Origin of the sequence: Enterobacter cloacae complex sp. P15RS (assembly GCF_014895905.1) — a bacterium.
GTDB lineage: Bacteria > Pseudomonadota > Gammaproteobacteria > Enterobacterales > Enterobacteriaceae > Enterobacter > Enterobacter quasihormaechei.
Map to the genome: position 1 here is coordinate 23,949 of NZ_JADBQL010000027.1, position 25,404 is coordinate 49,352.

19 protein-coding genes are annotated in these 25,404 nt (G+C 57.9%); 7 read left to right on the top strand and 12 right to left on the bottom strand.

Annotation, left to right across the window (positions count from 1 at the left end; all coding sequences use genetic code 11):
* Position 1: 1 nt before the first annotated feature.
* The 8 genes from tssB to IM267_RS17040 form a co-directional block, all read right to left on the bottom strand.
* Positions 2-526: a type VI secretion system contractile sheath small subunit gene (gene tssB, locus IM267_RS17005; protein ID WP_022648413.1), complete on the bottom strand. Its 525-nt coding sequence runs from the start codon at positions 524-526 to the stop codon at positions 2-4.
* 75 nt (positions 527-601) lie between these two features.
* A complete protein-coding gene (gene tssA, locus IM267_RS17010; protein WP_063449584.1) occupies positions 602-1,618 on the bottom strand; it encodes a type VI secretion system protein TssA in 1,017 nt (338 codons plus the stop codon).
* 11 nt (positions 1,619-1,629) lie between these two features.
* A complete protein-coding gene (gene tagF / locus IM267_RS17015) occupies positions 1,630-2,346 on the bottom strand; it encodes a type VI secretion system-associated protein TagF (protein WP_063868513.1) in 717 nt (238 codons plus the stop codon).
* 16 nt (positions 2,347-2,362) lie between these two features.
* On the bottom strand, positions 2,363-5,983 hold the full coding sequence (gene tssM / locus IM267_RS17020) for a type VI secretion system membrane subunit TssM (protein ID WP_193033869.1): 3,621 nt from the start codon (positions 5,981-5,983) through the stop codon (positions 2,363-2,365).
* 2 nt (positions 5,984-5,985) lie between these two features.
* A complete protein-coding gene (locus tag IM267_RS17025) occupies positions 5,986-7,224 on the bottom strand; it encodes a DotU family type VI secretion system protein (protein ID WP_193033870.1) in 1,239 nt (412 codons plus the stop codon).
* A 14-nt stretch (positions 7,225-7,238) separates the two neighbouring features.
* Positions 7,239-8,585, bottom strand: coding sequence for a type VI secretion system baseplate subunit TssK (tssK, locus tag IM267_RS17030; RefSeq protein WP_193033871.1), 1,347 nt, complete (start codon positions 8,583-8,585; stop codon positions 7,239-7,241).
* A 28-nt stretch (positions 8,586-8,613) separates the two neighbouring features.
* Positions 8,614-9,117: a type VI secretion system lipoprotein TssJ gene (gene tssJ / locus IM267_RS17035; RefSeq protein ID WP_063868509.1), complete on the bottom strand. Its 504-nt coding sequence runs from the start codon at positions 9,115-9,117 to the stop codon at positions 8,614-8,616.
* Between the two features lie 23 nt (positions 9,118-9,140).
* A complete protein-coding gene (locus IM267_RS17040) occupies positions 9,141-9,635 on the bottom strand; it encodes a hypothetical protein (protein ID WP_063449590.1) in 495 nt (164 codons plus the stop codon).
* A 798-nt stretch (positions 9,636-10,433) separates the two neighbouring features.
* Here IM267_RS17040 and IM267_RS17045 point away from each other — a divergent pair.
* The 3 genes from IM267_RS17045 to IM267_RS17055 all read left to right on the top strand — a co-directional run bounded on the left by IM267_RS17045 (position 10,434) and on the right by IM267_RS17055 (position 14,417).
* Positions 10,434-11,414: a GlxA family transcriptional regulator gene (locus tag IM267_RS17045; RefSeq protein ID WP_193033872.1), complete on the top strand. Its 981-nt coding sequence runs from the start codon at positions 10,434-10,436 to the stop codon at positions 11,412-11,414.
* A 78-nt stretch (positions 11,415-11,492) separates the two neighbouring features.
* The gene (gene gap / locus IM267_RS17050) at positions 11,493-12,503 is read left to right on the top strand and encodes a type I glyceraldehyde-3-phosphate dehydrogenase (protein WP_193033873.1); all 1,011 of its coding nucleotides are present in this window, start codon (positions 11,493-11,495) and stop codon (positions 12,501-12,503) included.
* A gap of 231 nt (positions 12,504-12,734) precedes the next feature.
* The gene (locus IM267_RS17055; RefSeq protein WP_193033874.1) at positions 12,735-14,417 is read left to right on the top strand and encodes an alpha,alpha-trehalase; all 1,683 of its coding nucleotides are present in this window, start codon (positions 12,735-12,737) and stop codon (positions 14,415-14,417) included.
* 84 nt (positions 14,418-14,501) lie between these two features.
* Here IM267_RS17055 and IM267_RS17060 read toward each other — a convergent pair whose 3' ends face one another.
* The gene (locus tag IM267_RS17060; protein ID WP_193033875.1) at positions 14,502-16,604 is read right to left on the bottom strand and encodes a TonB-dependent siderophore receptor; all 2,103 of its coding nucleotides are present in this window, start codon (positions 16,602-16,604) and stop codon (positions 14,502-14,504) included.
* Between the two features lie 159 nt (positions 16,605-16,763).
* On the opposite strand from IM267_RS17060, the gene IM267_RS17065 reads away from it, so the two are divergent.
* Positions 16,764-17,495, top strand: a complete 732-nt coding sequence (locus tag IM267_RS17065; protein ID WP_063868503.1) for a flagellar brake protein — start codon at positions 16,764-16,766, stop codon at positions 17,493-17,495.
* A 37-nt stretch (positions 17,496-17,532) separates the two neighbouring features.
* On the opposite strand, the gene emtA is transcribed toward IM267_RS17065, so the two are convergent.
* Positions 17,533-18,144, bottom strand: coding sequence for a membrane-bound lytic murein transglycosylase EmtA (gene emtA / locus IM267_RS17070; protein ID WP_063449596.1), 612 nt, complete (start codon positions 18,142-18,144; stop codon positions 17,533-17,535).
* A 107-nt stretch (positions 18,145-18,251) separates the two neighbouring features.
* Here emtA and ldcA point away from each other — a divergent pair, with 107 nt between their 5' ends.
* Positions 18,252-19,166, top strand: coding sequence for a muramoyltetrapeptide carboxypeptidase (gene ldcA, locus IM267_RS17075; protein ID WP_193033876.1), 915 nt, complete (start codon positions 18,252-18,254; stop codon positions 19,164-19,166).
* Between the two features lie 97 nt (positions 19,167-19,263).
* Entirely contained in the window at positions 19,264-20,997 is a 1,734-nt protein-coding gene (locus tag IM267_RS17080; RefSeq protein WP_193033877.1) for a potassium/proton antiporter, read from the top strand.
* Positions 20,998-21,093: 96 nt separating this feature from the next.
* Here IM267_RS17080 and dadX read toward each other — a convergent pair whose 3' ends face one another.
* Together dadX and IM267_RS17090 are read right to left on the bottom strand one after the other, a co-directional pair.
* On the bottom strand, positions 21,094-22,164 hold the full coding sequence (dadX, locus tag IM267_RS17085; RefSeq protein ID WP_063449599.1) for a catabolic alanine racemase DadX: 1,071 nt from the start codon (positions 22,162-22,164) through the stop codon (positions 21,094-21,096).
* Between the two features lie 9 nt (positions 22,165-22,173).
* On the bottom strand, positions 22,174-23,472 hold the full coding sequence (locus IM267_RS17090) for a D-amino acid dehydrogenase (RefSeq protein ID WP_193033878.1): 1,299 nt from the start codon (positions 23,470-23,472) through the stop codon (positions 22,174-22,176).
* Between the two features lie 321 nt (positions 23,473-23,793).
* Between IM267_RS17090 and IM267_RS17095 the strand changes: the two genes are divergently transcribed.
* Positions 23,794-25,326 (top strand): SpoVR family protein, encoded by a 1,533-nt coding sequence (locus IM267_RS17095; RefSeq protein WP_063449601.1) that lies wholly within the window; start codon positions 23,794-23,796, stop codon positions 25,324-25,326.
* Positions 25,327-25,404 lie beyond the last annotated feature (78 nt).

Genomic DNA, 25,404 nt, shown 5'->3' on the forward strand with positions numbered 1-25,404 from the left:
ATTATTCCTCGCTACCTTTCGCACTTTCGTCATTTTTTGGCATCTGGCTCAGGGATTTGAGCAGCGTCGGATCCTGAAGGATTTTTGCAATCAGCTCTTCCGCGCCGTTTTTGCCGTCCATGTAGGTCAGCAGGTTAGAGAGCTGGGTGCGCGCCTCCAGCAGCTTGTTCAGCGGCTCAACTTTGCGGGCCACCGCGTCCGGCAGGAAGTCATCCATGCTGTCGAAGGTCAGATCGACGTTGAGCTTACCTTCGCCGGTCAGGGTGTTATCTACCTGGAACGCCACGCGCGGCTTCAGCGCCTTCATACGTTCGTCGAAGTTATCGATGTCGATTTCCAGGAATTTACGCTCGTCGACGGCTGGCAGGTTTTCCACCGGCTTGCCAACCAGATCGGCCATAACGCCCATCACAAACGGCAGCTGAATTTTGCGTTCTGCACCGTAGATCTCTACGTCGTACTCGATCTGCACGCGGGGAGCACGGTTGCGTGCGATGAATTTCTGTCCACTGTTACTCATTGCCATGATGTTCTCCATCAAAGATGCGCGGTGAAGGTGAAACGGCAGACTCCATGCCTGTCGTCATAATGCCAGGACGCGTCATTCGCGGCGTCCAAAGATGTTTTCCAGTTGGTTAACGCCGTCCGGCGCCAGGTCGCGAATAATGTCCATAAAGTTGAGTTCAGACAGCCGCTGCACCCGTTCAATCATCAGCGGTGCGGGATGGCTTGGTTCGTACTGCGCAAAATACTGCTTCGCTTTTTCCAGCATCAGCTGCGCGTCGGCGCGGCTGGTCACCTGCACGCTGCGCCAGTCCGTCACCTGCTGGACGGGCTGGGCGGCCACCTGCTGTGGCTCGGCGTGCGGTTCAGCCTGCGCGTCACGGTTTGGCAGCAGCTTGCTGATATCGGTCACCTGACAGGCGCTGGAAACCAGCCCGACGGTTTTCAGCAGCTGTTCCATCTCCGGCACGCCGCTTTCGCCGAGATAGCCGGTAAGCAGTTCGCGGATAGCCAGCAGGCGCTCGTTGATCACGATAACCGCCGCGGTGCCGGGCTGGTCGCCGCGCGCCAGCTCGTCAATCAGCCTCGGGCGACCGCCGGGGTAGTCCGGGCATTCGGTTTTGCTGCCGTCGAGCAACGCCTGCGCGTCACGCAGCGAAATTTCATCGCCGTTTGAGCGCAGCAGCGAGGCGTTGCGCACCGCGACGGTCAGGTCGGATTTATCACTCAGTCCGGCAAGGGCGTTGATGCGGTAGAACGGATCGGTTTCGCCATACTCTTCCAGCAGCGGATAGAGCTGTTCCCAGTAGCGGGACAACGCTTCCTGCACCAGCAGCAGCCCGTCGGCGTAGCCTGCCAGTCCGCGGCGACGCGTCCAGGCATGGGTGAGCGCCAGCAGCACGCGAAGATCTTTGGTGCGGGTCAGCAGGCCGGTGGCGAGCTTTTCAACGGTGTTCCAGTCTGCGGGCTCTGCCGGGATGATGGTGTCGCCAAACTGCTGCTCGGCTTTGCCCTGGCTTGCCTGGTTCATCGCCTGGAAATCGGCGTCGTACTCCAGGTTTTCACCGCAGGGGTTGTCGGGGCTTATCGGCGCGAGAAATTCATCGATATTCATAAGGTCCCTGCTTATTCAAACATAGGCGGGTAAAGCCCGTGACGGCCCGGTCGGGCGCCGCCTGCCGGATCGAACAGCAGCGTAAAGAGCTGCCCGGTAAAGTTTCCGCTGTGCACGTGGGTGTAGAGCGGGTAGCCGTCGCAGCGGTTCGTCCACCAATAGCTGGTCTGGCGCAGCGGATCGAAACACTCCGCCGCCTGCGGCCAGCCCAGGGTGTTCTGACCATCGTCGTCATAGCCAATCACGTCGAGAATGTCGGAACGCTTTTGCGGCTCTACCGGCTGCGGCGCCGGGATGGTCATCAGCATGTCGTCCAGCTGGGAAGCAGAATAGCTGTTACGCACCGCGTGCAGCCCCAGACGCCCCAGCTGCTGGTACCAGCTTTCGGCCTGCCCGAGCAGCCGGGACGACCACTCAGCCGGGGTAAAGCTTAGCTGAATACAGACCGGATAGTGGCGGCCCACGCTGTCACGGCCCGGCAGCAGGCAGCCCATCTGAATCATCTGGCTGCCGAGCATCGGCGGGACGACAAAATTCCACACCGGGGCTTTAGAAAACGGGCGCTCGCCGCTGCGCTGCTCTTCCTGCTGCCAGGCCAGCAGGCCGACCTGGAACCAGTGCGACCACTGGCGTTGCAGGGTATCCGGAAAGCGACGCTGCAAAAAATCTCCGGCGCTGGGTAATTTGCCATACCAGCTGTAGCGGTTCATCGCAGGGGTATTCGTCATACGGCTGTCCTTGCGGTTATGGGCATGAGAAACGGGGAAGCTGGAACGGGTTGCGGATGCTGTTCGGCGCAAACTCCAGCGTGACCTGATGTCCGTCGACGTTGAAGGTGGCCTGACGGCTCAGGCTACCCGCGCCAGGGCTGGTGCGCGCCTTGTCGAAAAAGCGGTTGAGCGCCCATGAACCGTTGGTCACCAGCGTTGCGGTGCTGCCGTTTGCCAGACCGAGCTGCATACGCACCTGGTTCGTCCCGCCCGGCCCCGGCCAGTTCATGATTTGCACCGCCTGCGGACCGTGGCTGTAGCGCAGCAACTGACCGTCCACGTCCAGCGTGAGGTTCAGAATAGTGTTATCCATCCGCACGGTGCGCACCGTGACCTTAAAGGATGGCGTGGTCGCGCCGTTGGCAAAGAAGGCGTCGCGGATGGACTGCGCCTGCTGGAACGGACGCAGCAGCCCTTCGCTGCCCGGCAGCGTTTTGCCGTCGATACCCGGCATAAAACGCCAGTTCGCCTGGGTGGTGTCCACCTTGTTGGTCAGGTTGTCGCGAAAGAAGGTGTCCATCAGCCCGGTGCCCGGCGCGAACATGCGGGCAAGATCGTCCGGCGTCACTTCGGTGCTGGCGCTACGCACCAGCGGATAACGCCCGGCTATCGCCTGACGGCAGAACCCGCCCACTTCCACGTTGATACGCTTACGCACGTTTTCCAGATCGCGACGCTGGGTATCGCTGCTGGCGCCCACGGCCATATTGCTGAACATGGTTTGCAGCCCGCCCGGCAGACGGCCCGCGCTGGCTTGCAGGCGGCTGATGGCATCGCCGCCCGGCGCGGGCATACCGCTGTTTGCTGCATCCTGAACGGCAGTCAGGTAGCGATAAAGCTCGTCAACCTGCTTGAGAAAATCATCAAAGACGATGGTTTTGCCGCCCTTCTCCAGCGGCTGCGCCAGCTCAATCATCGGCGCATAGTGGTCGGTCACCAGTTGCTCGGGCGCCTGCGTTACGACCGCGCCCTGCGTTGGAGCGTTGTCACCGTTGCTGAACAACGCTTCCAGCGTACGGGTGGCGCGGTTGCTTTGCTCTTCCGCTTTCTGCGCATCCTCCGACGCAGGCGCAGTGCGCGACAGCGTCAGCACCTTGCTCAGGTTGAGCACCAGGCGGCGCAGCGGCGAGTTGGTGCCTGAAAGCAGGCGTGCGGTGTTGATGCGCTGGGAAAGATCGGCGCTGTTATTGAGCTGTATGTCCGCGAGAAAGCGATCCCAGTTGACGATGAAGTCGCGCATGTAGAGCTGACGCACGGCGTTGTCGATCTGCTGTTTATCTTCCTGAGCGGTGGTCGCCCCCAGAACCCAGGCATCATCTTCGTGCAGGGCGGTGGTCACGCTGTCGATCTGGTCGTTGAAACTTTTCCAGTAGCCGTCCGGCGTATAAAGCCCCGGCACGCCCTCACTCACCGGCTTGCCGCTTTTACGGGAAAACACCAGCTCGCTCTGCGGGCCACCGAGATCTGAAAGCGAAACCGGCTTCAGGTTTTCATCATGCTCCAGCAGACGCTTCAGGCGTCCGTACACGCGGGTGGAGAGCGGCTGCTGGTTGATAAGCGCCCTCTCGCGGGCCACCAGATCCTCATCCTGGGCATACGGTGACGCCTGAATTTTCGGTTCCAGCAGCTGCGTCAGGTGCCACTCCAGCTCCTGAAGCTCCGCCTGCGTCACGTTCTGCGGCAGGTTGCGTTGCAGGTTGAGCATCACCCACGAGTGCAGGAATTTGCCGTCGTAATGCTTCGGCTGGTAAAGCATCTGATAGGCCTTCAGCGCCTCATAGCTGTACTCCACGTCGCTGCCGTTGTCGTTGCGCAGCCAGGTGGTTATGTGCATCGCCACGGCGGGCAGCAGCATCTGATCCAGCGCTTTCTGATACAGCGATTGCGAGGCATCGCTGACGTCATCTCCGCGATAAAGCCCCATGCGGCGTGAAACCGGCGGATCGTTAACGTCAAAGGCCTCGCTTTTCGGCAGATCCACCAGACTGTTAAGCAGCGGCAGAAGCGCAAACAGATCGCGCTGAGGCTGGTTTTGCAGCGCCTTGCTCTGCTGCTCGAGCCCCGGCACTTTTGCATCCACCTCTTCCAGATAGGCTTTATTTTTGGCGTAGCTGGTCAGCCACAGCCCGCCCAGGATCACCAGCAGGGCCAGCAGCGCCGCATAGCCAGACCACATCACGGCGCGGTTGCGCAGTTCCCACCAGCGGTTTTCGCCGGCGATGCCCGCCTCCTGGAAAATGACGTTTTGCAGCAGGTTCTTAATGAAGAAACTCTGACCTTTCGCCCCCGGGATCGGCGCTTCTTTACTCACCGAGTCCCAGCGGTCGCTTTCGCCCCCTTCCGGCAGCGAGAGCGCGCGGTTCAGCTCGCCCATCACGCGGTCAAACGGCATGCCTTCCTGGGTGCCGCTGGCGAAGTAGATACCGCGCGGTGAAAATTCGGTTTCGAAATTTGAGCGGGCAAAGACCGTGCTCAGATAGTCCGCCAGCAGCGGGCGCAGCGCGGCGAACTCCTGCGGGAAGAGATAAGCTTCCGCACGGGCTTTTGCATCGTGCTCTTTCAGCATGGTTTCCGGCAGGCCGGCATCCAGACGCTGTTGCAGCAGAGAAAACTCCTGCTGGAAGTTGCCCATCAGGTCGTAATCGGCGTGTTTGGTCTGCTCCCACGGCAGGGTAAAGCCCCAGATCTGATCGCGCTGGGCTTTGTCGTAATCCGCAAACCAGGCGCGGAAGCCTTTAAGCAGGTCCGCCTTGGTGACCATCACGTACACCGGGAAGCGAATGCCCAGCTGTTCGTGCAGCTCGGAGAGACGCTGGCGCAGGTTCACCGCCTGCTGGCGGGAGGCCTCCGCGGACTGCGAAAGCAGGTCGGAAATGCTGATGGTGATAATCACGCCGTTGATGGGCTGGCGGCGGCGGTATTTACGCAGCAGGTTGATAAATTCCAGCCACTCGCCGGCGTCCTGAACCTGCTCGCTCTCCTGAGTGGTGTAACGCCCCGCAGTATCCAGCAGCACCGCCTCATTGGTGAACCACCAGTCGCAGTTGCGCGTGCCGCCAATACCGCGCAGCGCGGTTTTACCGAAGCGGTCCGCCAGCGGGAATTGCAGCCCGGAGTTGGCCAGCGCGGTGGTTTTACCGGAACCCGGTGCGCCAATAATGACGTACCACGGCAGTTGATAGAGGTACTGGGTGCTGAAGCGCTGCGTCCACTGCGCGCCGTGCCCCGCTTTGCTGAAGTGGGCTTTTTTCAGCATCTGGGCGGCTTCGTCGAAACGTCCGGCAAGGATCTGCTCCTCGCTGTTCAGACGTTTCTGCGGATCGGCCGCTTCCGGGCTGGTGGTGTTTTCGTTGAGCTTGTCCATCAGCTTGCGGTTCAGCCAGGCGTTATACAACCGGGGCAGAATGTGGCTCTGGGCCCAAATCAGGTAGACCACCGCAATGCTGATGACGCGGTTCTGCTCGGATTCAAGAGGCCGGGTATCCACGATGGACAACAGCGGGCCAATCATCCAGATCACCGCCGCGAGCGCCGTTACGCCCAGGAAGCTCCACAGAATGCGATTGGTCAGTATAGAAAGTAGAGTAGTCAGCATCCTTAGTTTCCTTGCGGCAATCCGTTCAGCTCGGCCTGGGTATTGCCAGGCGACACCAGCAGCGTAATTTCCACGCGGCGGTTACGGGCGCGATTCTCAGGCGTCGTGTTAGGCGCTACCGGGTTGATTTCGCCCCGCCCTTCGGCTTTGACGCGCTCAGGCTGGGACAGGCTGCCCTGTAGCTGTTTTTGCACCGAGCGGGCGCGCTCAAGCGAGAGTTCATAGTTGGAGGCGAAGCGGGCGCTGCGGATCGGCACGTTGTCGCTGTACCCCACCACCAGAATTTTGCCGCTGACGTTATTCATCGCCTGGGCGATGCGGTCAATAACCGGCTCATAGCGATCGCGCACCACGGTTGAGGCCGAGGCAAACAGTCCGTCCCCTTTCAGGATCACCACGCTGCGATCCGCCTCATCCTTCACGGCCACCAGACCGGCCTCAATTTCAGGCTTCAGGAAACCGCGCAGGTTCAGCACCGCCGGCATCTGACGCACAGGCTGCTGGATAGTGGTTTCCGGCAGCTGGGACTGGTAAATCTTCGCCAGCACCGGGCTGGTGTTATCGCCCAGGCGCCAGTTGAGGACGATATAGAACAGGCAGGCGATAAAGCCCACCAGCGCCACGCACGCCCAGAGAGGAATCATTGGCCGCCAGAGCTTGCGCAGCACGGGGCGATCTTCCGGATGCGGGGAGAGTGGCGGCGGGTAGCTGCCGCGCACGCCGCGGATCATTTGCCACAGACGCTGTTTGATGGTTTCCAGCTGGGTGCGGCCATTGTCCAGCACGCGGTAGCGCCCTTCAAAGCCGAGCAGCAGACAGTAGTTGATCATCTCCAGCAGCAGAATGTGTTCACGCGGATTCTGAGACAGACGCGCCAGCAGCTGGAAAAACTTCTCGCCGCCCCAGGTTTCGTTATGAAACGTCACCAGCAGGCCGTTGCTTGACCAGACGCCGCTGCTTCCCCAGGGGGTCAGGGCGGCGGCTTCGTCCAGCGCCGTGCAGAGGCAGTAGCGCGCGCCGACAATCACTTCATACGGTAAGCCCGCCTGCTGGCACCGCACTTCGAATCGGCGAATTTCGTCGATCAGGCGCTGGCGCAGCCCGACCTGATCGTCGTGGGAAACCGAATGACGGATTTGCGGAATCGCATTGAGCAGCGGATTGGCGGCCGCCACCAGCTGATTATTCCCACTGGCTCCGGTAAACACGGCATCGCTGCCGGTATCCTGTCGTTCCTGCATATTAAGCGCTCGCTTTATTTTTCTGTCGGGCTACGGATGGCCCAGAACTCCATATCGAGACCCGGGAATTCCCCTGCGAGATGCAGCGCGAATGCCCCGGACTTGTCCATCTCGTGCCACAGCTCGCTGCCCCTCTCGAGCTCGAAATAGCTGTAGCCCGCATGCCACGGGATCTGCGGCGGTGCGACGGGCATGGCCCGCAGCATGATGCCCGGCAGCTGAAGCTGAACCAGATCGCGAATTTTTGAGACTGGCGCAACCTTCATCTGGGCAGGAAAATGGGTTTGCAGGTGTTCGCCCGGGACGTTGGCTTTTACCGCCAGCACGAAGCCAAACTCGCGGACCATGCTGGTCTCCGGCACGGTGGCGATGTTCAGTCCGTGAGAGCGTTCGTGCAGCGGCAGCTGAATGGCGTGGTCTTCCATGACCAGCGACAGCCCCTGACGCAGCATCAGCATCAGTTTGCTGAAGCAAGCGGCGAGATCGTCATGGTCGTATACCGGCAGAATGCTCTCTGCGGTACGCTGCGGCGTCCAGGTGGCGAGTTCCGTGGCAAACGGCAGCCAGCTGCGCCAGAGCGCTTCCGGGTGAAGCAGCGGCAGCGTTTTTAAATGCGAGACGTCGCCCAGGTGGCGGTTGATCAGCGAGAGAAGTGTGAACTCGACCATCTCGGACGTATTGAAACGCCCCGGCTGGCGCAGACGGCCACCAATCTGCTGGCTACGCTGTACCAGCAAGCCGTGAAGATCGTTGATCATGCCGTACAGTTGCGGGCTGTTATTGGCGTTCAGCATGGGCGGGATGTAACTGTTATCCAGCCGCACGTGGTTGTCGTTGCGCTTTTCAGTGACGAACGCCACGCCGATGGCGGTCCACTCTGCCGTCAGATCTTTCTCCAGCATCAGGGTCAGACGCAGGCGGCCAAACTGTACCGTGGCCTCCCCGACCGACATGGCGTTATCGTCTTCCACCTCTTGCTCAAAGGTAATAAAACGCGCCAGAGAAGCGTGCTCTTCGCTGAAAATCACCTCTTCACGGCCACCGCGACGAACCGGCAGCGCAAGCACCACTTTTTCATTGGTGAGGTTATCGGGGATTTTTAGCGGGGCCGGACCGTTGCGATCGCTGCGAATCTGGAAAAACGTGCCGTCAGGCAGCAAACCGCTACAGTAGCTCAGGGCAATGCAGCCCTGGCGAAGCATCGCTTCGTCCAGCTCAAGGTCGAGAAAGCCCCAGAGGTACGATCGCTGCAATGCTCCCCATTCACGAACGTGGTTGAGGAGGTAACGTTCTGTCCGCTGAAAATGGTGGGGACGCAGGAACATGCCCTCTGTCCAGACGACCTTTTCTGCTTTCGTCATGATGATCTCTTTCCTGTTATGAAGGGCGTTACTGGCTGATGACCCGGATACCGTTTACGTCAAGGAAGACGCTGGCCTGGAGTTCATCTGCGGACCATTTCCAGAACTGGTAAATCGCGTTTTCGCCGGGAACAGGCAAAGGGAGTGAGACACGCCATTTTTTGCCGTCCAGCGCCTGGTATTCCGCCATCACGCCGATATAGCGCGCGTCCGGCGAGCTTTGACCGCTCAGGGTTTTCGAAAGCTGGCCCGGCATCAGGAAGAACACATCGCTGTTCAGCAGATTCGCGCCAAGCGTGGCTGACGCGTTGTTCTGTAAGGAGTAGAAGTCGCTGGACATGAAATCCGCATCGGATTTCAGCAGCATCACTCTGACCTTAAGCGGCGCAGAATCATTGATTTGAGGATGAGCCTGAAACTGTAGATTGTAGCGGGAGGGGTCGCTGTGTGAAGACGACGTACAACCACCGATCAGCGCGAAAATCAACGCAAAAAATGGGAACCACATCCGATGAAAATTTTTATTATTCATAAAAATATGCTCGTGAAACCCGTTTAGTTCAGGATCCAGGTACCGTTCGCGCTGTCTTTGCAGGCTTTGCTGTTGCCATCGACATCGACGCAGGTGGTTTTCTTGCGCACTTTTTGGCGCTGCGCCTGTTTACGCACGGTGGCTTCGTACTGGTCAGCCTTGATCACGGCACGCATCGGCACATAACCAATCAGCTGTTCACTCCCTTCATCGGCCAGCGCCATCCAGAAATGTTCAACCTGCCCCAGCACAACGTAAGTTTTGCCGGTCTCAAGCGTGCGGATCACCTTTCCGCCGTAGTCAGGGCGGCTCATCAGGGATGCCGGGTACATGGCACGATACGGTTCATTCACCTGAGTGAACTCCGCCGGCGGGGTAACAGCGTGACGGTGTGTCAGCGTGACGCCATTAACCTGGCTCGTCACGATCGTATCATCGGTGATCGCTGGTTTCTGCGGCGCCTTACAGCCCGCCACCGCCATAACAAACAGAAGTGATAACAATACGCGCAGTTTCATATGCTTTTCCGTAGCGATATTTAGAGGATGAAGAGAGGGGATAAAATTTGACTTAGGTGCTATTGTTAAAATAGTCAGGATATTTTCAGCATGTAACTATTTTAGGGCATAGCTACCGCACGAGCCCTACAGAAATAGGCCCAGCGTGTTCCTGACATATTTTGACAAACGGTAGACAAGTTTACATGAGCTTGCCATCAATTCAATATTTCCCGCCTGCTTAATGGCGTTTAACGATCCGCCCAATGCATTATAGGATTAATCTCATTAAAAATGCGCACTTAGCTTAAATCTGCTTTTTCTTAGTCAGAGAATGCGTATATCTAGTTGAAAATTAATAATTAAATACCCAAAAGAGAACCACTATCATTAACGTAAGCCACCTATTATCGCCACTACCATAATTAGTAGAATTTCATTTTTTCTGTGCGCTGTGGGATATATTTAGGATATTTACATTGTTGCATTTCAAAGATAAGTTTTATTCTTAACGAGTGCCCGCATTAACCAAGGCAGAGGGAAATAACGCCAGTATATTAATTTCGCGTGCCGAAATAACTTTTGAGAATTTAGCCTTCGGGGTTATTTTTTGTGCCTTGATAATTAAGTCCCGCTACATCTTTTTGTTCTTTTAATGTTCAACAGGAAGCATTTAACCCCACAATCAGGGGTATTGACGGTATACCTGTCGCTAAAAGTTTTACCATTGCTACATATTTTTTTTACTTCCTGCCAACATCCTCCTGGCCATTCATCCCGCCGCTTGACTTATTTTGTGATAAAGGTACTTTTCAGGACATGAAGAAGATCCTGATTATCGTTCCTGACGGCGGCATGCTGTTTGAAGCCGCCGGTATCGCCGACATTCTGATGCAGGCCAACCGGCTGCACCCGGACGGCCTTGCGCAGCCTCGCTACCGCATCATTATTGCCACCACCCAGCCTCATCTGGTGATCCACGGCCAGTCCGGTTTAAACCTGCTGGCGGACTATCGCCTGCCGGAGCTGGATCCGCGCGAGCCGCTGGACACTATCATCATTACCGGGCGCGGCATAAATGAGCAGGAGAGCACCGCCGTGGTGGACTGGCTGCACCTTGCCGCGCCGCATGCGCGACGCGTTGCCTCTGTTTGCGGCGGAGCGTTGCTGCTGGCACAGGCCGGACTGCTTGATGGGCGCCGGGCAACGACCCACTGGCGGCTGCTGGATACGCTGAAAACGCTCTATCCTGCGGTTAACGTTGAGGGTGGCCCGCTCTATGTTCAGGATGGACCCGTCTGGACGTCCGGCGGCGTCAGCTCCGGGTTTGACTTGACGCTGGCGCTGGTGGAAGACGATTACGGCTTCACCCTCGCCCGCAACGTGGCGCAGGATATGGTGATGTACCTGCGTCGGCCCGGCGGCCAGTTACAGTTCAGCCGCTATAATCTGGAGCAGTCCGGCGCGACCGGACCCGTAAGCGAGCTGCAAAGCTGGATCCTGCAAAACCTTACCGCAGATTTGTGCGTCGAAAAGCTGGCTGAACGGGTCGCGATGAGCCCGCGCAATTTTACCCGCGTGTTCACGCGTGACGTCGGTGTACCACCGGCCCGTTATGTCACTGAAGCGCGCCTGGCCGCCGCCCGCCAGCTTCTGGAGCAGACCCAGCATCCGCTTGAGGTCATTGCCGAAAAAAGCGGGTTTGGTTCCAGCATTAACCTGCGTCGGGTGTTTGAAAAGCAGCTTCATCTCACGCCGGGCGAATACCGCCAGCGCTTCCACTGCCGCAAAATGGCGTAATCTGATCCTTTTTTGTCATTTACGCCATCCGATCTGAGGCCTACAGTCACTTCAGACAACACAGATAAGGAGTGCATCATGGTTAAGGTCGGTATTAACGGTTTCGGCCGTATCGGACGTAATGTCCTGCGCGCGGCGCTGGGCAACCCGGATCTCCAGATTGTGGCCATAAACGATCTGACGGACAGCAAAACCCTCGCCCATCTGCTGAAATATGACTCTCTGCTCGGCACGCTGCCGGTGTCTGTTGAAGCGGCGGACGGCGCGCTACAGGTTGACGGGCAACGCATCACCGTATTCAGTGAACGCGACCCGGCAAATATTCCGTGGAAAAACGCCGGCGTTGAGGTGGTAATAGAAGCGACCGGGTTCTTTACCGAACGTGAAAAAGCGGCGGTGCATATCACGAGCGGCGGCGCAAAACGCGTCATTATTTCCGCGCCGGCTAAAAATGACGATCTCACGGTGGTGATGGGCGTGAACCACACGCTGTACGATCCGGCTCAGCATTTCGTGGTCAGTAACGGGAGCTGCACCACTAACGGGCTGGCACCGGCGGCGCAGGTGCTGCACCAGCAGTTCGGCATTGAGCACGGGCTGATGAACACCACCCATGCGTACACCAACAGCCAGGCGCTGCATGACCAGCCGGAAAAAGATCTGCGCGGCGCGCGCGCGGCAGCATTATCGATTGTGCCCTACTCCAGCGGCGCGGCAAAAGCGCTCGGGAAAGTGATCCCCGAGCTGGACGGCAAGCTTACCGGGTATTCCCTGCGCGTGCCGGTTCCGGTGGTGTCGATTGTCGATTTGACGGTAACGCTGAGCCGCAATGTGACCGCCGAAGAGGTGAATGACGCGTTCCGTCAGGCTGCCGCCAGCGGGCCGCTGAAAGGCATTCTGGGCTACAGCGATGAACCGCTGGTCTCCAGTGATTATCAGGGCGACCCGCGCTCATCCATTATCGACGGGCTATCAACGCTGGTGATTGGCGGGAATATGGTGAAGATCCTGTCGTGGTACGACAACGAATGGGGCTTCTCGAACCGTCTGGTGGATCTGGCGGTGCTGATGGATAAGAAAGGGTTGTAAGGCTTAAGCCGGGTGGCCTGAAGCTTACCCGGCTTGTCAGTCACCGTTTCATTTCGTTAATGCTCAAAGCCTCAGAATCGATCTGATCCCGGTGCTGTGAAAGCGCACCCGAATTGTCTGGTTATGCGAAAAATGGGATGTTCAACACGCTAAGTTAACGATATTCGTCTAAGGTTTTCAGGTAATTGACAACAGCGGTCACGCTGCTCAGTGAAGACAGGAGACGAACCGATGATAAGACCTCGCGCACGACGCCCCGCTTTTTTGCCCCTTGCGCTGGCAGGCGCACTACTCGGTGTTACCACATTTGGTTATGCTGAAGACCAGCCAACGAGCCAGCAACGCTCACCGGATATTCTCCTTGGCCCTCTCTTTAATGACGTACAGAGCGCCAAACTGTTCCCGGATCAGAAAACCTTCGCGGATGCCGTACCCAAAAGCGACCCGCTGATGATCCTGGCGGATTACCGGATGCAGCATACCCAGTCCGGTTTTGACCTGCGCCACTTCGTGGAGATGAACTTTATCCTGCCGAAGGAGGGTGAGAAATACGTTCCCCCGGAAGGTCAAAGCCTGCGCGAACACATCGACTGTCTGTGGCCTGTACTGACCCGCACCACAGACAAAGCGAACAAATGGGACTCCCTCCTGCCCCTGCCAAAACCCTATGTCGTGCCGGGAGGACGCTTCCGCGAAGTCTATTACTGGGACAGCTATTTCACCATGCTGGGGCTGGCCGAGAGCGGGCACTGGGACAAAATCAGCGACATGGTGGACAACTTCGCTTACGAGCTTGATACCTGGGGCCATATCCCTAACGGCAACCGCAGTTACTACCTGAGCCGCTCTCAGCCGCCGTTCTTCTCGCTGATGGTGGAACTGCTCGCCACGCATGACAGCGACGCGTTAAAGAAATACCGTCCGCAGATGGAGAAAGAGTATGCCTACTGGATGGAGGGGGCAGAGGGACTTCAGCCCGGCCAGGCGAACAAACGCGTGGTGAAGCTGGATGACGGCGCCCTTCTCAACCGCTACTGGGACGATCGGGACACGCCGCGACCTGAATCCTGGCTGGATGACGTGACGACCGCCAAAAACAACCCTAACCGTCCGGCCACGGAGATTTACCGCGATCTACGCTCTGCCGCCGCCTCGGGCTGGGATTTCAGCTCCCGCTGGATGGACGATCCGCAGAAGCTGGATACCATCCGCACCACCAGCATCGTGCCGGTGGATCTGAATGCGCTGATGTTTAAGATGGAGAAACTGCTGGCCCGCGCCAGCCAGGAAGACGGCGATAGCGCCAGCGCAAGCAAATACGACGCGCTGGCCTCCGCGCGCCAGAAAGCGATGGAAAGCCACCTGTGGAACGATAAAGAGGGCTGGTACGCGGATTACGATCTGAAAACGAAGAAAGTCCGTAATCAGCTTACGGCTGCGGCCCTCTTCCCGCTTTACGTGAAGGCCGCGTCACAGGAGCGCGCCGATAAGGTGGCCGCAGCCGCGTCGTCGCGCCTGTTGAAACCGGGCGGTATCTCTACCACCACCATCAACAGCGGGCAGCAGTGGGATGCGCCGAACGGCTGGGCGCCGTTGCAGTGGGTAGCGGTGGAAGGGTTACAAAACTACGGTCAGCAAAAAGTGGCGATGGACGTAACCTGGCGTTTCCTGAAAAACGTTCAGCATACCTACGATCGCGAGAAGAAGCTGGTTGAGAAGTATGACGTCTCTTCGACCGGTACCGGCGGTGGCGGCGGCGAGTATCCGTTGCAGGACGGTTTCGGCTGGAGTAACGGCGTGACGCTCAGGATGCTGGACATGGTCTGCCCGAAAGAGAAGCCGTGCGACAGCGTACCGGAGAATCAGCCTGCGGCGAACGATGATGTCGCGCCTGCAAAACAGGCGGCGCAGTAGCGCCCCTCACCCTAACCCTCTCCCCAAAGGGGCGAGGGGAAGGTCCGTGCAATAAAGTGGCCCGGTAGCGTGACCGGGCTTTTTTCAGAAGCTGTAGCTTGCCCCAACCTGGAACGTCCGGTCGCGGCCTATCCAGCAGTTGATCACGTCATAGCAGGTGAGCGTTTCTTTGTTCGTGACGTTCTGCGCGCTCGCCTTCAGCGTGAGTCCCTCCAGCGCTGGCGCCAGTTCGCCCATGCGGTAAGAAGCCGCCAGATCGTACTGCGTAGTCCCGCCCAGCTTGCCTGCGTCGTTAGCCGGCGAGATTTCCATCGGCCCGGTGTAGCGCGCGCCGGCCCCCAGCGTTACCCCTCTCAGCGGCGTGCTGTCAAAGGTGTAATCCCCCCAAAGGTTAAAGGCGTTCTCAGGGACCTGCGTTGGCCGTTTGCCCTGATATTTGTCATCTTCGGTGTTAATGGCGTGGGTGTAGGCGTAGTTGGCAATCAGCGTCAGGTTATCCGTTGGACGACTGATGGCTGAGATCTCCGCGCCCTTAGATTCCACTTCCCCGGTCTGGCGGTAGTTCAGGAAGCCCGGATCGCTGGTCACCACATTTTTCTGACGAATGTTAAACACCGAGGCGGTGAAGGTGGTTGCGTATTCCGCCAGCAAGTATTTCACCCCACCCTCCACCTGCTTACTGGTGGTGGGCTTAACGTCTTTCGCGGTCAGCGTACCCTGCGGCGATACCGGGGCGAACCCTTCCGAGTAGCTGATAAACGGCGAGAGCCCGTTATCGAAGGCATAAAGCGCGCCCAGTCGTTTGGTGAGGCGATCCTGCGATACCCAGGCTTTGTCACCGTTTTGCAGATAGTTGGTGGTGACCGAACGGTAGTCGTCATAGCGCAGGCTGGCCAGCAGGTTCAGCCCGCCGAACTCCACCTGATCCTGCACGTAATAGCCGTTCTGCTGATAGCTCAGCCGGTTTTTCTGCGCGGTAGAAAGCCCCAGCGCATTGCTTTCGATCTGCCCGCGATCCGGATTGCGCATATCAATACCCGGCGTGGACGAGGCGTAACGATAGTGGAAGTGAGAGTTCAGCTTCTGATAGTCAAAGCCCGCCAGCAGATGATGCTTCCAGTCTCCCAGCGCAACGGTGCGGGTGACCTGGTTATCAATGTTGAAGCTCTGCAAATCTTCATCCGTGGTGTAGGCGAAGCGGTTAAGCTGGTAGACCTCACTGCCCGTCCCGGTGGAATAGACGCTGCGCTGGTGGGTGTCCACATCAAAATAGCGCGCTTTCTGGTTAAAGCCCCAGCCGCTGTAAAACTCATGCTCAAAGCTGTAGCCCAGCATCCACTGGCGTTGCTTAAAGCCGCTCCACTCATCGCCGGCGTAATCACGACGATCGGCGTATTTCGAACGCAGATAGCTCAGCGGCATCGGGTCAGACGGCGTCAGGCTCGGCGTATTTTGCGCCAGCGCGTCAATGGTCAGGCGCGTTTTGCTGTCCGGCTGCCAGGTCACGGAGGGGGCAACCAGATAGTTTTCATAGCGCGTGGTATGCGCCTGTTCGTCACTTTCCGTCGCTTTGCCCAGCAGGCGATAGTGCCAGTCGCTGGTCGCGATCTGCCCCGTGGAGTCCAGATACCCCTCTTTCAGATTGCGGTTGCCGGTATTAAAGCCCAGCTCCGTTTTCGCCGCTTTCTGCGGCTTTTTACTCTGGATATTGACCAGCCCGCCCGGGGAGCCGCCGCCATAAAGCACGGATGATGGCCCTTTCAGGATATCGACGCTCTCAATCAACAGCGGATCGATTCGCGCTTTGGTGTTACCCGTGACGTTATAAGGAAGTTGCAGGCCGTTGTAGAACTCCTGCTCAACGTTGAACCCGCGAATTTTATATTCGCTCATATAAGAAGTGCTGCCGCGCACCTCCGTGGAAACACCCGGCGCATAGCGCAGGATCTCGTTTACCGAACCGGCATGCCGCTGCTCGATCTCTTTAGCGGCGATAGTGTTGATCACCTGCGGCGTTTTACTTTCCGCTACGGCTGATTTCGTGGCGCTGTTGGTCCAGCCGGGAAGCGCATCGCCCTGCTCTGTTCCTGTCACCACGATGGTGGGTTCTTCTGCGAAAGCCTGTGTCTGCAATGCCAGCGTAACGGCGCCTGCCAACGCGCATAACGCCAAACGTGAAGTATGCATAGTGTCGTCTTGTTATTAGATGATATTGGGAACGCCAATTATTATCATTTCCATTAGCAAAGCAATATGCGCGGAGAAAACAGATCGTTTGTCTTAAGTTTCATGCGAGCCTGCCGATAACCCAGAGACAGTCTGTCATCTATCGAGGAGCCATCTGGCGTGAGTAGCTACAGTGAGCAGTTCCTGAAACAAAATCCGCTGGCTGTATTAGGGGTGTTACGCGACCTGAAAAAAGGTGAGGTGCCGCTGCGCATCAACTGGACAACCCGTCAGTTTATCAGCAAGATCCTGGACGTGACGGCAGAGCACCTGATTGTGGATCTGGGTAGCCAGAGCGATGAAAACCGTGCCGCGCTACAGGCAGAAAATCTTTCGGTAATGGCCGAAACGCACGGAGCAAAAGTTGAGTTTGTGCTGCCTCGCCTCACCGCGATCGCCTACCAGGGTTTGCCAGCGTTTATCGCGCCGTTGCCTGAAAATCTCTGGTTCGTACAGCGCCGTGAGTTTTTTCGCATCAGCGCCCCGCTTCACCCGGCCTACTTCTGTAAGGCAAAAATGCCGGACAAAAAAGAGATCCGCTTTCGCCTGTTTGATTTATCGCTGGGCGGCATGGGCGCGTTGATGGATACGCCGAAGCCGGAAGGGCTGGTGGAAGGTATGCGTTTTAGCCAGATCGAGCTGGATATGGGCGGATGGGGACGCTTCTGGTTTGATGCTCAGCTGATTGCCATCAGCGAGCGCAAGGTGGTGGACGGCAAAAACGAGACCATTACGACGCCACGCCTGAGCTTTCGCTTCCTGAATGTCGGGCCAGGCGCCGAACGCGAACTCCAGCGCATCATCTTTTCACTGGAGCGTGAAGCGCGTGAACGCGCGAATAAAGTGCTCTGAAAGGCGTCGGGCAGCGTGCAGCCGCCCGACAAAGGGATTACATAGCGTCCATCGCTTTCTGTACTTTCCAGATATAGCGCGGCGCCTGTGCTGACGGATGGTTCTTCACAACGTGTTCGAAGAATTCATCTTTATCCATATCGTTAATCTCTTCTATCGCCTCTTTGCGATCGGAGGAGAAGGTTCTCAGCAGCGCGCCGGCCCCGTTAACGTACGACACCACCAGCGCGTATTGCATCACTTCCGGGTCCTCAATTCCCTTCAGAATGCCGTGCTCCAGAATGCTCAGGTAGGCGGTTCCCATAGAGATATTACGTTCCGGGTTTTTCAGCTCGCTGGTGGAGGGTTGTCCCTTCCAGCCCATATAGCGATAGACCTCCCTTCCCGCCGTCGAAGCTTTTAGCTGCATCAGCCCCACCGCATTCGATTTACTCACCAGCGTTGGGTTGCCGCCGGATTCCACCGCAATAATTGCCGTGATCAGACGCGGGCTCACGCCCCAGGCCTTCCCGGCTTGTTCGCTGATCGGCATCCACTGCATGGCCCGCTTCACCGGCACGTCAGGGTTCCAGGGGGGATTTTGATAATCATGTTTTGAACTACAGCCAGCGAGCAACACAATCAAAAAAGCAAACCATCTCAATTTCACGTCATCTATCCTTATAGCCGGTCATCGCGGTACGTCGCCCCTTGAAGCAGGCGGCGTTTAAGCGGCATGATATAGACAATTAGTTTCTCATTCAGCAAGGAATTGCCATGCCTCAGTTTCATCTCATCGCACCGTCGGGCTACTGCATCAACCAGGAAGCGGCACAGCGGGGCGTTCAGCGCCTGCTGGAAAGGGGCCATCAGGTAGAAAATCAGACAATTATCCCCCGCCGCATGCAGCGTTTTGCCGGTACGGAAGCGCAGAGACTGAGCGATATCAACAGCCTGGCGACGCTGGAAGGTGAAAACAACATTGTGCTGGCCGTGCGCGGCGGATATGGTGCGAGCCGGCTGCTGGAGAGTATCGACTGGGCCGGGCTGGCAGCACGCCAGCAGCAGGATCCGCTGCTGATCTGCGGCCACAGCGATTTCACGGCGATCCAGCTCGGCCTGCTGGCACTGCATAACGTCATTACCTTTAGCGGCCCGATGCTGGCCGGTAACTTTGGCGCGCCGGAGCTGGATGCTTTTACCGAGGAACATTTCTGGCGCGCCCTGCAAAACCCGACTTTTACCGTTGAGTGGCAAGGCAACGGACCGTACTGGGAATGTGAAGGACAGCTGTGGGGCGGAAACCTCGCGATGCTGGTGTCGCTAATTGGCACACCGTGGCTGCCGCAGATTGAGGACGGCATACTGGTGCTGGAAGATATCAACGAACACCCGTTCCGCGTCGAACGCATGCTGTTGCAGCTGTATCACGCCGGGATCCTGGATCGGCAGTCGGCCATTGTGCTGGGTAGTTTTAGCGGATCGGCCCCCAACGATTACGATGCGGGCTACTCCCTCGAGACGATGATTGATTTCATTCGTTCCCGGCTGGACGTTCCGGTGATTGCCGGGCTGGACTTCGGCCATGAGCAGCAAACCGTCACGCTGCCGCTGGGCGCCCGGGCGCGCCTGACGCACGATCATTCAGGCAGTCGGTTAACAATCAGCGGTCATCCGGTCTTAAAGGCATAAAAAAGCCGTTATTCCCCCTCAATAAAACGCTGTTACCGTTGTTAATATGTTAGGGTTTTAATAACAGCGTTCACATTGAGGTGGGAGTAAGACGACATTGGGTGCCACAGCGATAATCAGCCTTTTCATTCTCGGTTCCATCCTGGTAACCTTCAGCATTTTATTAAGTTCATTTTCATCGCGCCTTGGCATACCTATTCTTGTCATTTTCCTGGCTATCGGCATGCTGGCGGGAGTCGACGGGATCGGCGGTATCCCCTTCGATAACTACCCTTTCGCCTATATGGTGAGTAACCTCGCGCTGGCGGTCATCCTGCTGGACGGCGGCATGCGCACCCAGGCAAGTTCGTTTCGCGTGGCCTTAGGCCCGGCGCTGTCTCTGGCGACCGTCGGGGTGCTGATCACCTCGGGGCTGACCGGCATGATGGCGGCCTGGCTGTTTAACCTCGATATGATGGAAGGCCTGCTGATTGGCGCGATCGTCGGCTCGACCGATGCGGCAGCGGTTTTCTCTCTGCTCGGCGGCAAAGGGCTGAACGAACGCGTTGGCTCAACGCTTGAGATTGAATCCGGCAGTAACGATCCGATGGCGGTGTTCCTGACCATCACCCTGATTGAGATGATCCAGCAGCACGAAACCGGCCTGAGCTGGATGTTTGCCTGGCACATCCTCCAGCAGTTTGGCCTCGGCATTATCATTGGTCTTGGCGGCGGTTATCTCTTACAGCATACGATCAACCGTATTACGCTCCCCTCCGGCCTTTACCCGCTGCTCGCCCTGAGCGGCGGCATTCTGATTTTTGCCGTCACCACCGCGCTGGACGGCAGCGGTATTCTGGCGGTTTACCTCTGCGGGTTCCTGCTGGGCAACCGGCCGATTCGTAACCGTTATGCGATTTTGCAAAACTTCGACGGGCTGGCCTGGCTGGCGCAGATCGCCATGTTCCTGGTGCTGGGCCTGCTGGTGACGCCTTCCGACCTGCTGCCCATCGTCATACCGGCGCTGCTTTTATCGGCCTGGATGATTTTCATCGCCCGTCCGCTGTCGGTGTTTGCCGGCCTGCTGCCGTTCCGCGGGTTTAACCTGCGCGAGCGGGTGTTTATCAGTTGGGTGGGGCTGCGCGGCGCGGTGCCGATTATTCTGGCGGTATTCCCGATGATGGCCGGGCTGGATAACGCCCGCCTGTTCTTCAACGTCGCCTTTTTCGTAGTGCTGGTGTCGCTGCTGTTCCAGGGGACGTCCCTGGGCTGGGCGGCGAAAAAGGCCAAAGTGGTGGTGCCGCCCGTCGGCTGGCCAGTCTCCCGCGTAGGGCTGGATCTTCACCCTGAGAATCCGTGGGAACAGTTTGTCTATCAACTGAGCGCCGATAAGTGGTGCGTGGGCGCTTCCCTGCGCGATCTGCACATGCCGGCTGAAACGCGCATTGCCGCTCTGTTCAGGGACAACGCCCTGCTCCACCCGACCGGCAGCACGCGGCTGCATGAGAACGATATCCTCTGCGTGATTGGCCGCGAGCGCGACCTGCCTGCCCTCGGCAAGCTGTTCAGCCAGTCGCCGCCGGTGGCGCTGGATCAGCGTTTCTTTGGCGATTTTATTCTGGAAGCCAGCGCCCGCTTTGCGGACGTGGCGCTGATTTACGGCCTGGAAGATGGCCTTGAGAATCGCGATAACCAGCAAACGCTGGGCGAGATTATTCAGCGACTATTAGGCGCTGCGCCGGTTGTGGGTGACCAGGTGGAGTTTGCCGGGATGATCTGGACGGTGGCCGAAAAAGAAGATAACGCGGTGCGCAAAGTCGGCGTAAGGCCGATGGAGGAGGATGCGGAGTAGCTGTTTTTTGCCGGGTGGCGGCTTCGCCTTACCCGGCCTACAAAACCCGCGAACGTAGGCCAGGTAAGCGTTAGCGCCACCCGGCACACGAACACGTTACACCGTCACAACAGGCACTCTTGGAGCCAGCGCGCACATCAGTTCATACCCAACGGTGCCCGCCGCAGCGGCCACGTCGTCAATTTTGACCTCGTTGCCCCACAGCTCTACCGGCGAGCCGATACCCGCCTGGGGACACGGCGTTAAATCAATGGCCAGCATATCCATTGAAACGGTACCTACCGTGCCCGTGCGTACGCCATCGACCCAAACCGGCGTGCCGCTCGGGGCGATGCGCGGATAACCGTCCGCATAACCACCCGCCACAATACCAATACGCTGTTCGCCCGACGCCCGGAAGCGGCTGCCATAGCCCACCGTATCGCCCGCTTTCAGCGTCTGCACGCCAATGATTTCACTGCGCAGGGTCATCACCGGCTTCAGGCCGCTGTTGGCGATATCCTGCCACTGGCCGGAAGGGGACGCGCCGTACAGAACGATCCCCGGACGCACCCAGCTGTAGTGCGCCTCAGGATGCCAGAGCGTAGCCGCTGAGTTCGACAGCGAACGCGGGCAGTCCAGCCCTTCTGCCGCCTGTTCAATGCGTACCATGGCATCGGCAATGCCGTCCGGCTTTTCCGCATCGGCGAAGTGCGCCATCAGCGTCATCTCACCGACGTTTTTCAGCGCGCGCAGCTGCTGCCAGACGGTGTGAACCCGCTCGGGCTGGAAGCCCAGACGGTTCATGCCGCTGTTCACTTTGAGATAGATATCCAGCGGGGCGTGCAGCTTCGCGTCCTGAATGGCCTTGATCTGCCAGTTACTGTGCACGCTGGTCGTCAGTCGGTACTTGTCCAGCAGCGGCAGATCTTCCGCATGGAAGAACCCTTCCAGCAGCAGAATCGGCCCTTTCCAGCCGCGCTCGCGCAGCAGGATGGCCTCTTCCAGGTTGAGCAAAGCAAAACCGTCGGTGGCACCGAGCGCACTCCAGATACGATCGATACCATGACCGTAGGCGTTAGCCTTCACCACCGACCAGACACGAGAACCCGGCGCAGCACGGCGAACAATTTGCAGGTTATCCTTCAGCGCCTGCAAATCCAGCTGGGCCAGAATTGGACGGGACATGACAACTCCTTAATTATGCGCGCCGTGCAGGTGCTGGGGGCGCGAGGGGGTAAACCCTGATTGATAGCGTGCGGCGCTCAAATCGTCAAACGGTATAGCCGGGGTGCGACCGGAGATCAGGTCGCTTAGCAGCTGGCCCGAACCGCAGGCCATGGTCCAGCCAAGCGTACCGTGTCCGGTGTTAGTCCACAGATTTTTGTACGGCGTACGGCCAACAATCGGCGTGCCGTCTGGGGTCATCGGGCGCAGGCCCGTCCAGAACGTCGCCTGCTCAATAAAACCGCCGCGCGGGAAGAGATCCCCGACGACCATCTCCAGCGTTTCACGACGCGGTTTGAGCAGCTCGGTATTGAAGCCCACGATCTCCGCCATGCCGCCGACGCGAATCCGGTTATCGAAGCGGGTGATGGCGATTTTGTAGGTTTCATCAAGAATGGTAGAGACCGGCGCGCCGCTGTCCTCTTTCACCGGGATGGTCAGGGAGTAGCCTTTCAGCGGATAAACCGGGATATCCAGAATGCCTTTCAGCATCGCGGTAGAGTAGGAGCCAAACGCCATCACGTAGGCATCGGCTTTGATCACCTCTTCCCCACTCTTCACGCCGTAAATCTTCTCCCCTTCTGACAGCAGCTTGTCGACAGAGGTGTTGAAGCGGAACGTCACTCCCGCCTGCTCGCACATGCGCGCCAGACGCTGGGTGAACAGCTGGCAGTCGCCGGTTTCATCGTTCGGTAAACGCAGGCCGCCCGTGAGCTTGTGCGCTACCTCGGCAAGCGCCGGCTCCACCTGCGCCAGCTGGCTGGCTTCCAGCAGCTGATACGGTACGCCCGCATCTTCCAGCACGGCGATATCGCGGGTAGCGTTTTCATACTGTTGCTCGGTGCGGAAGAGCTGAAGCGTACCGCCCTGACGCCCTTCATATTCAATGCCCGTCGAGGCGCGCAGCGCCTTCAGGCAGTCGCGGCTGTATTCCGCCAGGCGCACCATCCGTCCTTTGTTTTCCATGTAGTGGCGGGTGTCACAGTTGCGCAGCATCTGCCACATCCACTTCAGCTGGAAGGGCGAACCGTCCAGGCTGATCGCCAGCGGCGCGTGTCGCTGGAACATCCATTTAATCGCCTTCAGCGGCACGCCGGGGGCCGCCCACGGGGCAGCATAGCCCGGGGAAATTTGCCCCGCATTCGCCGCACTGGTTTCCAGAGCCGGACCGGATTCGCGATCGATAACGGTAACCTCATGTCCTGCCTGACTTAAATACCAGGCGCTGGTTACGCCAACGACACCACTTCCCAGTATGACAACACGCATAGCCACTCCATTATGAGCAAAAGAACAATCATCTAATTACAGATTGATAACCTAGTTGAAAATATTATTCAACATATGACTTTTTTATGGTGACTTAACTCACATATCCCGCTGTATCAGGGGATAACGCTTATTTGGGATCTCCTGCTGCGCGTTATTTTTAACCAGTATAAAATTCTGTGGACGCCGCTTTTTTTGCCGTATCGAAAACGGGAAATCGCAAAGAAAAAATTTCTGCGCCCCGCGTATTTGAATGGGGTGATCTATGCTTGAAAGGAGGCTCTCCAGTCAGAGAGAGCGACCGACAACGAGGGCGCGCTAATGGCTACAATAGATTCCATGTCCAGGGACAGTACCCGTCTGAGCGATGGACCCGACTGGACCTTCGAGTTGCTGGATGTCTACCTGGCGGAGATCGACCGGGTTGCCAAACTCTATCGTCTGGATACCTACCCCCATCAGATTGAAGTCATCACCTCTGAACAGATGATGGACGCTTACTCCAGCGTCGGGATGCCGATTAACTATCCCCACTGGTCGTTTGGCAAAAAGTTCATTGAGACAGAGCGGCTGTATAAGCACGGGCAGCAGGGGCTGGCGTATGAAATCGTCATTAACTCTAACCCGTGTATCGCCTATCTGATGGAGGAGAACACCATTACCATGCAGGCGCTGGTGATGGCGCACGCCTGCTACGGTCATAACTCGTTCTTCAAAAATAACTATCTGTTCCGCAGCTGGACGGACGCCAGCTCCATCGTTGATTACCTCATCTTCGCCCGTAACTACATTACCGACTGCGAAGAGCGCTACGGCGTGGACGAAGTGGAGAAGCTGCTGGACTCCTGCCACGCGCTGATGAACTACGGCGTTGACCGCTATAAGCGCCCGCAGAAAATCTCGTTGCAGGAGGAGAAAGCCCGGCAGAAGAGCCGCGAGGAGTATCTGCAAAGCCAGGTGAATATGCTGTGGCGTACCCTGCCGAAACGTGAGGAGGAGAAAACCGTCGCCGAAGCGCGTCGCTATCCTTCCGAGCCACAGGAAAACCTGCTCTACTTTATGGAGAAAAACGCCCCGCTGCTGGAGCCGTGGCAGCGTGAGATCCTGCGCATCGTGCGCAAGGTGAGCCAGTATTTCTATCCGCAGAAGCAGACCCAGGTCATGAACGAAGGCTGGGCGACCTTCTGGCACTACACCATTCTGAACCACCTCTATGACGAGGGAAAAGTCTCTGAACGGTTTATGATGGAGTTCCTGCACAGCCACACCAACGTGGTGTTCCAGCCGGCGTACAACAGCCCTTGGTACAGCGGCATTAACCCGTACGCGCTCGGCTTTGCCATGTTCCAGGATATTAAGCGTATCTGCCAGTCGCCCACCGAAGAGGACAAATACTGGTTCCCGGATATTGCGGGCTCCGACTGGCTGGAAACGCTGCACTTCGCGATGCGTGATTTTAAGGATGAGAGCTTTATCAGCCAGTTCATGTCGCCGAAGATCATGCGTGATTTCCGCTTCTTCACGGTACTGGATGATGACCGCAACAACTACCTGGAGATCTCGGCGATCCATAACGAGGAAGGCTATCGGGAGATCCGCTCGCGTCTGTCGTCCCAGTACAACCTGAGCAACCTTGAACCGAACATTCAGGTGTGGAACGTGGATCTGCGCGGCGACCGCTCTCTGACGCTGCGCTATATCCCGCACAACCGCGCGCCGCTGGATAAAGGGCGTAAGGAAGTGCTGAAGCACGTGCATCGCCTGTGGGGGTTTGACGTATTGCTGGAGCAGCAGAACGAAGACGGCAGCGTGGAACTGCTGGACCGGTGTCCGGCGCGGATGAATACGCTGTAGTGGGGTTTTTTGCCCGGTGGCGCTGCTGTATGACCGGATACATAGGTGACAGATCAGGCCGGGAACATAGGTAACACA